15 protein-coding genes are annotated in these 11716 nt (G+C 69.3%); 11 read left to right on the top strand and 4 right to left on the bottom strand.

The genetic code is table 11. The features are described 5' to 3' along the window. The first annotated feature begins 208 nt into the window (after window positions 1–208). The 5 genes from rpsP to RM1_RS03990 are packed head-to-tail and all read left to right on the top strand — an operon-like array spanning window position 209 to window position 4602. The gene (rpsP, locus tag RM1_RS04010) at window positions 209–679 is read left to right on the top strand and encodes a 30S ribosomal protein S16 (RefSeq protein WP_072750102.1); all 471 of its coding nucleotides are present in this window, start codon (window positions 209–211) and stop codon (window positions 677–679) included. After that, on the top strand, window positions 676–918 hold the full coding sequence (locus RM1_RS04005; protein ID WP_027499286.1) for an RNA-binding protein: 243 nt from the start codon (window positions 676–678) through the stop codon (window positions 916–918). The genes rpsP and RM1_RS04005 overlap by 4 nt, the downstream gene beginning before the upstream one ends. 7 nt (window positions 919–925) lie before the next feature. Continuing rightward, window positions 926–1453, top strand: a complete 528-nt coding sequence (rimM, locus tag RM1_RS04000; RefSeq protein ID WP_072750101.1) for a ribosome maturation factor RimM — start codon at window positions 926–928, stop codon at window positions 1451–1453. 2 nt (window positions 1454–1455) lie between these two features. Continuing rightward, window positions 1456–2187: a tRNA (guanosine(37)-N1)-methyltransferase TrmD gene (trmD, locus tag RM1_RS03995; RefSeq protein WP_072750100.1), complete on the top strand. Its 732-nt coding sequence runs from the start codon at window positions 1456–1458 to the stop codon at window positions 2185–2187. A 51-nt stretch (window positions 2188–2238) separates the two neighbouring features. Next, window positions 2239–4602: a Tex family protein gene (locus RM1_RS03990; protein WP_245816011.1), complete on the top strand. Its 2364-nt coding sequence runs from the start codon at window positions 2239–2241 to the stop codon at window positions 4600–4602. Window positions 4603–4670: 68 nt separating this feature from the next. Here the strand turns inward: RM1_RS03990 and RM1_RS03985 are convergent, their stop codons facing one another. After that, window positions 4671–5342 carry a GAP family protein gene (locus RM1_RS03985; protein ID WP_072750099.1) on the bottom strand — a complete coding sequence of 224 codons (672 nt, stop codon included), beginning with the start codon at window positions 5340–5342 and terminating at the stop codon, window positions 4671–4673. Window positions 5343–5516: 174 nt separating this feature from the next. Between RM1_RS03985 and RM1_RS03980 the strand changes: the two genes are divergently transcribed. From RM1_RS03980 to RM1_RS03955, 6 genes are all read left to right on the top strand, one after another. Next, entirely contained in the window at window positions 5517–6440 is a 924-nt protein-coding gene (locus RM1_RS03980) for a formylglycine-generating enzyme family protein (protein ID WP_072750180.1), read from the top strand. Further along, window positions 6440–7285 carry a hypothetical protein gene (locus tag RM1_RS03975; RefSeq protein ID WP_083576525.1) on the top strand — a complete coding sequence of 282 codons (846 nt, stop codon included), beginning with the start codon at window positions 6440–6442 and terminating at the stop codon, window positions 7283–7285. Before RM1_RS03980 ends, RM1_RS03975 begins: the two co-directional genes overlap by 1 nt. Before the next feature lie 154 nt (window positions 7286–7439). Then, complete coding sequence (rplS, locus tag RM1_RS03970; protein ID WP_027499292.1) at window positions 7440–7781, top strand: 50S ribosomal protein L19; 342 nt, start codon at window positions 7440–7442, stop codon at window positions 7779–7781. Window positions 7782–7846: 65 nt separating this feature from the next. Further along, window positions 7847–8629, top strand: a complete 783-nt coding sequence (gene lepB / locus RM1_RS03965; protein WP_072750098.1) for a signal peptidase I — start codon at window positions 7847–7849, stop codon at window positions 8627–8629. Next, a complete protein-coding gene (locus RM1_RS03960; protein WP_072750097.1) occupies window positions 8626–9357 on the top strand; it encodes a ribonuclease HII in 732 nt (243 codons plus the stop codon). Before lepB ends, RM1_RS03960 begins: the two co-directional genes overlap by 4 nt. Before the next feature lie 37 nt (window positions 9358–9394). Continuing rightward, complete coding sequence (locus tag RM1_RS03955; RefSeq protein WP_072750096.1) at window positions 9395–9718, top strand: DUF2469 domain-containing protein; 324 nt, start codon at window positions 9395–9397, stop codon at window positions 9716–9718. Between the two features lie 12 nt (window positions 9719–9730). Here the strand turns inward: RM1_RS03955 and RM1_RS03950 are convergent, their stop codons facing one another. The 3 genes from RM1_RS03950 to RM1_RS03940 are packed head-to-tail and all read right to left on the bottom strand — an operon-like array spanning window position 9731 to window position 11617. After that, window positions 9731–10243: a TIGR04338 family metallohydrolase gene (locus RM1_RS03950; protein ID WP_072750095.1), complete on the bottom strand. Its 513-nt coding sequence runs from the start codon at window positions 10241–10243 to the stop codon at window positions 9731–9733. Continuing rightward, entirely contained in the window at window positions 10240–10998 is a 759-nt protein-coding gene (locus RM1_RS03945) for a DUF2786 domain-containing protein (RefSeq protein ID WP_072750094.1), read from the bottom strand. The genes RM1_RS03950 and RM1_RS03945 overlap by 4 nt, the downstream gene beginning before the upstream one ends. Window positions 10999–11038: 40 nt before the next feature. Beyond that, on the bottom strand, window positions 11039–11617 hold the full coding sequence (locus RM1_RS03940) for a DUF7822 domain-containing protein (protein WP_072750093.1): 579 nt from the start codon (window positions 11615–11617) through the stop codon (window positions 11039–11041). Between the last annotated feature and the right edge of the window lie 99 nt (window positions 11618–11716).

The raw sequence follows: 11716 nt of genomic DNA, 5'->3' as shown, positions 1-11716 counted from the left end.
TAGGCCGAGGGCGAGCCCTGCGAAGCGAGAAACACCGGCGGCCGCGCGCGATTAACGGCGCGACCCCATCGTCTGGCACAATGGATCGCTGTTCGCCCGTCTCCGGTTACGTACCGCGCGGCGGTCACGACAACCCCTCAACGCGAAACCGGGTGCGCAGGCCTTGCGCATCGCTGAATTGCGCCGTGACCATCTGAAAGGCTCCACCATGGCTGTCAAGATCAAGCTCATGCGGCTCGGCAAGATCCGTACCCCGCACTACCGCATCGTCATCGCCGACTCTCGCACCCGCCGCAACGGCCGTGCGATCGAGACCATCGGCAAGTACCACCCCAAGGAAGAGCCCTCCCTGATCGAGATCGACTCGGAGCGTGCGCAGTACTGGCTGGGTGTCGGCGCGCAGCCGACCGAGCCGGTCGAGAACCTGCTCAAGATCACCGGCGACTGGCAGAAGTTCAAGGGCCTGCCGGGCGCCGAGGGCACCCTGAAGGTCAAGGAAGCCAAGCCGACCAAGCTGGAACTCTTCCAGGCCGCGCTGGCGCAGGCCGACAGCGAGCCGGTGGCCGAGGCCATCACCCCGAAGAAGAAGAAGGCCGCCAAGGCCGACGAGGCCGAGGCTGCTGCCGAGGCTCCCGCCGAGGCCGAGGCCGCCGCGGACTCCGAGGCTTCTGACAAGTGAGTGCCGTTGTCGCCGATGCCGTCGAACAGCTCGTTCGCGGCATCGTCGCCAACCCCGACGACGTCCGGGTCGAGCTCTCGACCGGACGTCGTGGGCGGACGGTCGAGGTGCACGTGAACCCCGAGGACCTGGGCAAGGTCATCGGTCGTGGCGGACGCACCGCCACCGCGTTGCGGACCCTGGTCACCGGTATCGGTGGCCGCGGCATCCGCGTCGACGTGGTCGACACCGATCAGTAAGCGATCAGTGGAGCTCGTCATCGGGCGTGTGGCCAAGTCACACGGCATCAGGGGTGAACTGGCCGTAGACATACGGACCGACGATCCCGCTGAGCGTTTTGCGGTCGGCGCCGTGCTGCACGGCCGCAAGCCCCGCGAGCAGAAACTCACCAGTTACACGGTGGAAGCCGCCCGGGAACACTCCGGGCGGCTTCTGCTGCGTCTCAAGGGAATCGACGACCGCACGGCCGCGGACGCGATCCGCGGCACGCTGTTCATCGTCGACACCGCGGACCTGCCGCCGTCGGATGATCCCGACGAGTTCTACGACCACGAGCTCGAGGGTCTCGCCGTCCGGTTGGGCGACGGCACCCCGGTCGGCTCCGTCCTCGAGGTGCTGCACTCGGCCGCGGGTGAGCTGCTCTCCGTGCGTCCGGAGGGGCAGAAGTCCGGCGAGATCCTGATCCCGTTCGTCGCGGCCATCGTCACCTCCGTGTCCGTCGCCGACGGAGTCATCGAGATCGATCCGCCTGAGGGACTTCTGAATCCGGAGTAGCTGTGCGCCTCGACGTCATCACGATCTTCCCCGAGTACCTCGAGCCGTTGCGAACGGCGTTGCTGGGCAAGGCCATCGACAAGGGCCTGATCTCCGTCGGCGTGCACGACCTGCGCGACTGGACGCATGACGTCCACAAGGCGGTCGACGACTCGCCGTACGGCGGCGGCCCCGGCATGGTGATGAAGCCGACCGTGTGGGGCGAGGCCCTGGACGAGGTGCTCGGCACCGAGCCGGACCCCGACACGCTGCTGGTGGTCCCGACCCCGGCGGGCGTGCCCTTCACGCAGGAGACCGCGCACCGATGGGCGGGGGAGAAGCGCCTCGTGTTCGCCTGCGGCCGGTACGAGGGCATCGACCAGCGGGTGTTCGACGACGCGGCAAGGCGGGTGCGGGTCGAGGAGGTCAGCATCGGCGACTACGTCCTCATCGGGGGCGAGGCCGCTGTGCTGGTGATGGCGGAGGCCGTCGTCCGGCTGCTCCCCGGCGTGCTCGGCAATCAGCAGTCGCACCAAGAGGATTCGTTCTCCGACGGCCTGCTGGAGGGCCCGAGCTACACCCGGCCGGTGAGCTGGCGTGAGCTCGACGTGCCGCCGATCCTGCTCTCCGGCGACCACGCCAAGGTGGCCAGGTGGCGCAGGGAGCAGTCGCTGTTGCGCACCGGCGAACGCCGTCCCGACCTGCTCGAACACGTCGAGCTCTCCGCCGCGGATCGTGCGGTTCTGGAGTCCTGACCGTCCCGAGGTGTCGGGTGGTGTCGGCGCCTGCCGGTAGGGTCGATCGCCGTGACCTCAGCTGTGAACGCACCCGTTCTGAAATCAGTCAACGCACGTATCGCCACCGAACTCGACGTCCGGGAGGAGCAGGTCCGCGCTGCGGTGGAACTGCTCGACGGCGGCGCGACGGTCCCGTTCATCGCCCGCTACCGCAAGGAAGTCACCGGCACCCTCGACGACGCCCAGCTGCGTCTGCTCGAAGAGCGCCTGCGCTACCTGCGTGAGCTCGACGAGCGCCGGGTCGCGGTGCTCGAGTCGATCCGTTCCCAGGACAAGCTCACCGACGAGCTCGCGGGCCAGATCATGTTGGCGGACACCAAGGCTCGGCTCGAGGACATCTACCTGCCGTTCAAGCCGAAGCGTCGCACCAAGGCGCAGATCGCGCGCGAGGCCGGGCACCAGCCCGTCGCCGACGCCCTGCTGTCGGACCCGACCACGGACCCCGCGCAGTACGACGCCGAGCAGCTCGAGGGCGCCCGCGCCATCCTTGTCGAGCAGTTCGCCGAGGACGCCGACCTGGTGGGCGAGCTGCGCGAGCTGATGTGGACCCGCGGCCAGGTCAAGTCCGCGGTCCGCAAGGGCAAGGAGACCGAGGGCGCCAAGTTCGCCGACTACTTCGAGTTCTCCGAGCCCTTCGGCAAGCTGCCCAGCCACCGCATCCTCGCCATGTTCCGCGGCGAGAAGGAGGAGGTGCTCTCGCTGACCCTCGACCCCGAGACCGAGGAGCTCCCGCTCGGTGAGGTCAGCGTCTACGAGGGCCGCATCGCAGGCCGGTTCGGCGTCGCCGACCGCGGACGTGCAGCGGACCGGTGGCTGCTCGACACGGTCCGCTGGGCCTGGAAGACCAAGATGCTCATCACGCTCGGCATCGACACCCGGATGCGGCTGCGTCAGTCCGCCGAGCAGGACGCCGTCGACGTGTTCGCGATGAACCTCAAGGACCTGCTGCTCGCCGCCCCCGCAGGCACCCGCGCCACGATGGGCCTCGACCCCGGCTTCCGGACCGGCACGAAGGTCGCCGTCGTCGACTCCACCGGCAAGGTGCTCGCCCACGACACCATCTACCCGCACCAGCCGGCCAACAAGTGGGACCAGTCGCTGGCCACGCTCGCCGCGCTGGCCGCCAAGCACAAGGTCGACCTGATCGCGATCGGCAACGGCACCGCCTCGCGCGAGACGGACGCCCTGGCTGCGGACCTGATCAAGAGGTTCCCGGAGGCCGGGCTCACCAAGGTGATGGTCTCGGAGGCGGGCGCCTCGGTGTACTCCGCCTCGGCGTACGCCTCCGCCGAGCTGCCGGACCTGGACGTGTCCATCCGCGGCGCGGTCTCGATCGCGCGCCGCCTGCAGGATCCGCTGGCCGAGCTGGTGAAGATCGATCCGAAGTCGATCGGCGTCGGCCAGTACCAGCACGACATCTCCGAGACGCTGCTGGCGCGCTCGCTGGCCGCGGTGGTCGAGGACGCGGTGAACGCGGTCGGTGTCGACGTCAACACCGCATCGGTGCCGCTGCTCTCGCGGGTCTCGGGCATCACCGGCTCGCTGGCCGAGTCGATCGTCGCGCATCGCGACGCGAACGGTCCCTTCCGTGCCCGCGCGGGCATCCTCGACGTGGCCCGGTTGGGTCCGAAGGCTTTCGAGCAGTGCGCGGGCTTCCTCAAGATCACCGACGGCGACGACCCGCTTGACGCCTCCGCGGTGCACCCGGAGGCGTATCCCGTCGTGCGACGGATCGTCGAGGCCACCGGAACCGGGGTCAAGGAGATCATCGGCAACACCACGGCACTGCGGGCGCTGCGGCCGCAGGACTTCGCCGACGAGAAGTTCGGCCTCCCGACCGTCACCGACATCATCGCCGAGCTGGAGAAGCCGGGCCGCGACCCGCGCCCGGAGTTCAAGACCGCGACGTTCGCGTCGGGCGTGGAGAAGGTCGCCGACCTCAAGCCCGGCATGACGCTCGAGGGCGTGGTCACCAACGTCGCCGCGTTCGGCGCCTTCGTGGACGTCGGCGTGCACCAGGACGGGCTCGTGCACGTCTCCGCGATGTCGCACAACTTCGTCAAGGACCCGCGCGAGGTGGTCAAGTCCGGCGACGTGGTCAAGGTGAAGGTGATGGAGGTCGACATCCCGCGCCAGCGCATCGGGCTGAGCCTGCGCCTGGACGACGAGCCCGGCGCCGCGAAGCAGGACGGCCCGCGCGGTCAGGGCGGTGGCCAGCGGCAGGGCGGCCAGCGGGACGGCGGATCACGTCAGGGTGGCGGCCAGCGCGGCGGAGGGCAGCGAGGCGGCCAGCGTCAGGGCGGTGGCTCGGGCAGCAGCCCCGCGGGCGGCTCTATGGCCGACGCGCTCCGCAAGGCCGGCTTCGGCAAGTAGGCGGCTCCGCCGCCCGTGCGTGGTTGACGAGTCCCTGGACTCGTCAACCACGCACGGGCGCGCAGCGCCTAGTACCCGCCGAGGCCCTTGCCGATCATCACGACACCGATCACCAGCAGCAGCGTCGCCATCACGGCCGCGTTGTTGGCGGTCAGCCAGGACTTGAGGTTCTGCAGCCAGGCCGTCGCCTTCTCCCGAGCGACGAAGTAGGCGATCACCGGCACGGCCACCGTGCTTGCGGCCAGGACCGTGAAGACCACCCCGGTGACCACCAGCGTGGCGCCGCTGACCCCGAGGTTGGCGACCGCCACAGCCGCGCCGACGATCATCAGCAGGTTCTTCGGGTTCACCGCGGACAGCGCGAAGCCGAGCCCCATCGCCTTGCCGGGAGTGACCTTGTCGATGGCGGCGAGCCAGCCGGGCATGGTCGGTTCCGCGCCGGGCGCCGGCCTGCCCCGCCACTGCTTGAGCGCCAGCCAAAGCAGCGCGACGCCGAGGACGATCTTGATGGTCGCGGTCGTCGCGTTCCCGTCCGACGAGGTGTCGAGGCCGACCGCGCTCGCGATCGCGACGATCACCGTGTACGCGACCGCGATGCCGAGAACCCAGCCGGCGGTGAACGCCGTCGCGGTGCTCCCCGCCTTCGGCGTCAGCAGCATGAGGATCGCGGCGATGATCGGGATCGGACTGATCGCCACGCCGAGTGCGAGCGGAAGGATGTCACCGATGGCTGTTCCCATGATTGGCATGCTCGCAGTCGGAGGATGGGCGGGAACCACCCGAAAAGGGTGACTGCGGGTGGCTGCGCGTGGTGCGGGTGAGGTGACATGCTTCGTTCCATGGCGTCGAACTCCCAGTCGTTGAACATCGAGTCCCCCAAGGCGGGATCGCCAGAGGCGGGATCGCTCAAAAACATGTCCTGGGTGCCGGGCGGGCTGTTCTGGATGGGCTCGGAGGACTTCTACCCGGAGGAGAGGCCCGTCCATCAGGTCGAGGTCGACGGCTTCTGGATGGACACCCACCAGGTGACCGTCGCGGAGTTCCGGCGTTTCGTGAAGGACACCGGCCACGTCACCGTCGCCGAGACCGCGCCCGACCCGGCCGACTATCCCGGCGCCGACCCGGCGCTGCTGGTACCCGGCTCGCTGGTGTTCACCCCGCCGCCGGGGCCGGTCTCGCTCGACGACTACCAGCAGTGGTGGTCATGGGTGCCGGGCGCGGACTGGCGTCACCCGGAGGGCCCGGACAGCAATGTCGGCGGCCGCGAGCGGCACCCGGTGACGCACGTCGCCTACGCGGACGCCAAGGCCTACGCAGCGTGGGCGGGCAAGGAACTGCCGACCGAGGCCGAGTGGGAGTTCGCCGCCCGCGGCGGTCTGGACCGCAAGGCCTACGCGTGGGGTGAGGAGTACACCCCCGGGGGGAAGCAGCAGGCCAACACCTGGCAGGGCCAGTTCCCGTGGCAGAACCTCGCCGAGGACGGGTTCGTGGGGACCTCTCCGGTCGGGAGCTTCCGGCCCAACGGCTACGGGCTCGTGGACGTCGCGGGCAACGTCTGGGAGTGGACCACCGACTTCCACACCACCGACCACAGCGCGGGCGGGAAGAACGTCAACCCGGCGAGCTCGTGCTGCATCCCTCGCAACCCGAGGTCGGAGTCGGCGGCGCAGGCCGAGGGTGAGAGCTACCCGCGCCGGGTCATCAAGGGCGGCTCGCACCTGTGCGCGCCCAACTACTGCCTCCGCTACCGCCCCGCCGCCCGCCAGGGGGAGACCGAGGAGACCTCGACCTGTCACCTCGGGTTCCGGTGCATCGTCAGGTCGCCCGGGCCACGCTGATGGGCGGGTGGCTGCAGCACGAGATCATCGAGCCGGGCAAGCTGCCGCTGCTCATGTTCTTCCTGGGGTTCATCGGCGGCTTCGCGTTCATCCGGCTCAGCGTGCGCATGATCCGGGCGCAGGTCCGGTGGTGGCCAGGCAACGTCACCCCCGGCGGCCAGCACGTTCACCACGTGGTGTTCGGCGTCGTGACGATGCTCATCAGCGGCGTGTGGGTGATCGCCGTCTACGAGGACGGCAGCTCGACGACCGGCGCGGTGCTCGCGGCGGCGTTCGGGATCGGCGCCGCACTGGTCCTCGACGAGTTCGCGCTGATCTTCTACCTCAAGGACGTGTACTGGGCCGAGCAGGGACGGACCTCCGTCGATGCCGTGTTCGTCGCCATCGCCGTCACCGGACTGCTGCTACTCGGTGCCAGACCAACGGCGATCTTTGACGTCGAGGACTTCCGCGGGGAACTCCCGGGGTGGGCCCGCGGGCTGGTGGCGCTGCTCACGCTGCTGAGCTTCCTGATCGCGGCCGTCGTGATCGCGAAGGGCAAGATCTGGACGGGCCTGTTCGGGATGTTCTTCTTCCCGGCCCTGCTGGTCGGCGCCATCCGGCTGAGCCGTCCGGGCGCGCCGTGGGCGCGCTGGCGCTACGAGGACCGGCCGAAGCGGATGCGCAGGGCCCTCGAGCGGGAGAAGCGGTACCGCAGGCCGATGATCCAGGCGAAGATCTATGTGCAGGACCTCGTCGCGGGTAAGCCGAGCGTCGAGCACGTCAGGGTGGCGACGGAGGAGGAGCTCGAGCGGACCGTGCAGGCCGCGCCCCCGGCCCCGCACCACGAGCGGGTGCCCCGGTAGTCCGGATTTCGTCCCGTCCTGGTCGTCTGGCACAATTGACGGGTTGCCTGTACGGGCGACACCTACCTAATCGGAGTACGAACCAGCCGAGCACAGCGTTAGCAGTGCCGCTCGGTTCCTCTACTCGTGCGAAAACGCAAGGATGGAACAACCGATGAACACCCTGGACTTTCTGGACGCCCGCTCTCTCCGCGACGACATTCCGGAGTTCCGTCCCGGCGACACCCTGAACGTGCACGTCAAGGTCATCGAAGGCTCGAAGGAGCGCGTGCAGGTCTTCAAGGGCGTCGTGATCCGTCGCCAGGGCGGCGGCATCCGCGAGACCTTCACCGTTCGCAAGGTGTCCTTCGGCGTCGGCGTCGAGCGCACCTTCCCGGTGCACAGCCCCAACATCGCTCAGGTCGAGGTCCTCACCCGTGGTGACGTCCGTCGCGCCAAGCTGTACTACCTCCGCGATCTGCGTGGCAAGGCCGCCAAGATCAAGGAAAAGCGCTGATCTTTTTCACGTCGGCCCGGCCCCGGAACAGCACGACCGTTCCGGGGCCGGGCTAACCTGTTCCGGTGGTAAATACCCCTCAGGAATCGACGGCGCCGGATGGTGCCGAATCCCCCGAACCGACGTCGGGAAGGGTCGAGAAGAAACCCCGCTCGTTCTGGCGGGAACTCCCCATCCTCATTCTCGTCGCGCTCGTGATGAGCTTTCTCCTCCAGACCTTCATCGTCAGGGTGTACCTGATTCCGTCGGAGTCGATGGAACCCACGCTGCACGGCTGCAACGGCTGCACCGGCGACCGGATCGCCGTCGAGAAGATCAGCTACCGCTTCGGCGAACCGCAGCCCGGTGACGTGATCGTGTTCAAGGGTCCGGAGTCCTGGAACGGCGGCTGGACGTCCACCCGCTCCGACAACCCGGTTGTCCGCGGATTGCAGGAGTTCGGTTCACTGGTGGGGCTGGTGCCGCCGGACGAGAACGACCTGGTCAAGCGGGTCATCGCGACCGGTGGTCAGACCGTCGAATGCTGCGACGACCAGGGCCGGATCCTGGTCGACGGCAAGCCGATCGACGAGCCGTACGTCGTCACCGATTTCCCCTTCACCCCCGGCACCCAGACCTGCGACACCCCGCTCAAGTCGGGGCGCTGCTTCGGCCCCGTCACCGTCCCCGAGGGCAACCTCTGGATGATGGGCGACAACCGCAGCAATTCCGCGGACTCGCGCTACCACGTCGGCGACGAGTACAACGGAAGCGTGCCCGTGGACAACGTCATCGGCAAGGCCGTCGCCATCGTGCTGCCGCCCTCGCGTTGGGGCCTCATCGATTCGCCTGATATCCAAGGACAGTGAGTACCTGGCCACCGAGGACGATCATCCGCAGAGCGGCTGGTCTGCGGACGATGGAATCCGCCCTCATCCGGAGCGGCCTCGGCCCCGTGGTCGGCGTCGACGAGGCCGGCCGCGGCGCCTGCGCGGGCCCGCTCGTGGTCGCCGCCTGCGCGCTGGGGCCCAAGCTGCATCCTGCCCTTGCGAACCTCGACGACTCCAAGAAGCTGACGGAGCGGACGCGGGAGGAACTGTTCCCCGCCATCACGCGGATCGCCAGGGCCTGGTGCATCGTGGAGATCCCGGCATGGGAGGTCGACTCGCTCGGCGTGCACGTGGCGAACATCGAGGGCATGCGGCGCGCGGTCGCGGGTCTGACGCTGTCCCCGGGATACGTTCTGACGGACGGGTTTCGGGTGCCGGGCCTGCCCGCGCCGTCGCTGCCGGTCATCGGCGGCGACGCGTCGGCGGCCTGTATCGCGGCGGCAAGCGTGCTGGCGAAGGTCTCGCGCGACCGCACGATGGTCGCGATGGACACGGACCTGCCCGGGTACGGGTTCGCGGCGCACAAGGGGTACAGCACGGCCGCGCACACCGCGGCGATGGCCGCGCTCGGCCCGAGCCGTGAGCACCGGATGTCGTACGCGAACGTCGCCGCCGCGCGACTGATGCAGCGCGATCCGGTCCGCGAGGACCGCTTGGTGGCCGATGGGGTGGGCGAAATGTACACCGCGGCGGTGCGTGCGGGATGATGATGGTTCACCACAGAGCAGGAGGACGGCGAAACAGATGAGTGCCGAAGATCTCGAGAAGTACGAAACGGAGATGGAGCTCTCGCTCTACCGTGAGTACAAGGACATCGTCGGCCAGTTCGCCTACGTAGTGGAGACCGAACGCCGGTTCTACCTGGCGAACTCCGTCGAGCTGATCCCGCACAACGCGGACGGGGAGATCTACTTCGAGGTGCGGATGGCCGACGCCTGGGTGTGGGACATGTACCGCCCCGCGCGCTTCGTCAAGCACGTCCGGGTGATCACCTTCAAGGACGTCAACATCGAGGAGCTGGAGAAGTCCGACCTGCGGCTGCCCGAGAACGGCCCGTTCGGGGAGTAGCGCGGCCCCGGGTCAGGTGATCCGGACACCGTTCTCCAGCATCGTTGTCCGCAGCAGGAAGGCGGCCTCGCCCCCGATGATCTCGCCGACCAGGACCAGGTAGCGGTCGACGAACTCCGGGCCGTGCGGGGCGAGCGCTTCGCCGCCCGGCTCGAGGTGATGGGCCAGCTCGTGCAGGACAACCAGCTCGCGCAGCGCCCACGCGGTGCCGCGGGTGTGCAGCGGCACCGCGATGGTCGCCGCCCCCGGCTCGTAGTGGGCCGCGGCCGCCCCCGCCCGCGCGCGGACCGCAACGGGGACGGCCGCGCCCGCCCAGCGCTCGCGCACCCAGTTCAGGGCCAGCACCCGGTCCGCATAGTCCTGCACCGAGTCGATCGAGGCGAACTTTCGCTCGACCGGCAGTGTGATCGTGGAGCCGAACAGCTCCAGCTCGCGCGCCCCCCTGTCGGCGCGGTCGAAGACCGTGCGCACCACCGCCTCGGCCTCGTACACCCGGCTGCGCTGGGCGTCGCGGTCGGCGCTCACTCGAGCTGCTTCGTCGCGGCCGCGAGCTCAGGGGCGTGACCGAGGCGCGCGGCCCGGCCGGCTCGGTCGCCCGCCCGCCGCGCGGTCGACGAGTGTCCCGCGGTGGCCTTGGAGCCCCGCCACGTCCCGCGTGCCTGCGACGTCTGACGGTAGAAGTCCGACAGCTCGAGCTGCTTGTCGCGCAGCACCAGCGCGGTGCCGGTCGATTCCGGGCCCTTCGCGTCGTCCGCGCGCACGGCTTCCGCCTCGGCGGCCTTCTTCGCGGTGGCCAGCCGCTCGCCGATCCGGGCGGCGAACGCGAGCTGGAAGTTCAGCCGGGCGGTGACCCCCGCGACCGGCCGGTGCGCCCCCGACTTGATGAACGCGTCCGACGCCCGGACCATCTGCACGAGCAGGCTCGAGTACAGCGCCTCGCAGGCGTCGATGTCGGTGCCGAACCCGTAGGCGAACACCTGCGTCGAGTTGTGCGCGACGTCGCACTGCACGTCGTTGGCGGCCGCGATGCTGACGAACAGGTGCACGTAGGTGCGCAGGCCCTTCTTGCCGGTCTCGCCGATCGAGATGACCCGCTGGGTGGGGGTGGCGCGCTGCTCGCGACGCGAGGTGTGCGAGCGCGCGACGGCGAGGTCGATCGAGGTGGCGGTGGCCAGCCGCTGCGCGGCCTCCATGAAGGCCTGGGCCTCGTGCGGATTGGTGGTGGACTCGGCCTGGCGGAGCAGACCGCCGATCCGGGCCAGCATCTTCTCGGAACTCACCCGGACGAGCGTAGACCGCGGCACCGACGCCCGGCCGCGCCTATCGCGGGCCGTCGAGCTCGAAGTACAGCGCGTCGGACCAGTGGCCGAGTCCGAGCTCGTGGAGGGGTTCCTCGATGCTCTGCTGGGCCGGCGCGAACACCCGCTGCCAGAAGTTCGGCTTGGCGGGAGCGAGCTCGGCCAGCGCGGCCTCCATCTCGGCGTCGATGTCCGCCAGCCCGGAGAGCAGCGCCGCGCCCTGCTCGGCGAAGGGCTCGTCGTCCATCGCGAAGATCTCGCCGCATTCGAGGACGAAGTGGTCGTCGGGGTCGGTGTGAGCGCGCAGGAAGCGCAGCGCGTCGTCTGCCATCGTGCCGAGGCCCGGGTGGTGGATGCGGCTCAGGAACTTCTCGAGCCGGGTGATGCCGGGTCCGCAGCGCGCCGTGACCGCGATCAGGTCGGGGGTGCCGTCCCAGATGATCGACTGTCGGGCACGCGGGTCGACGGACACGAGGATCCGGGGGACCAGCGGTATCGCGTACGGCCATTCGGAGATCCCCGTGAGGCGCTGGTTGCAGGCCTCGGCCGGATCCGCCTGTGGGGCAAGGGGAGTGGTGTAGAGGTACGTGCGGTTGGCCACGCCATTTCCTGTCTGTGGTCGGGATCGGGTGACCGGCAGAGTGTAGGTGGCGCCGGTGACAAGGACGGTTCTCGTGCGTTCTCCACAGGCCCGATTCCG

Source organism: Rhodococcus maanshanensis NBRC 100610 (genome assembly GCF_001894865.1).
Taxonomy (GTDB): domain Bacteria; phylum Actinomycetota; class Actinomycetes; order Mycobacteriales; family Mycobacteriaceae; genus Rhodococcus_G; species Rhodococcus_G maanshanensis.
Note: the sequence above shows the minus strand (reverse complement) of the source record. Positions and strands in the feature narration are given on the sequence as shown.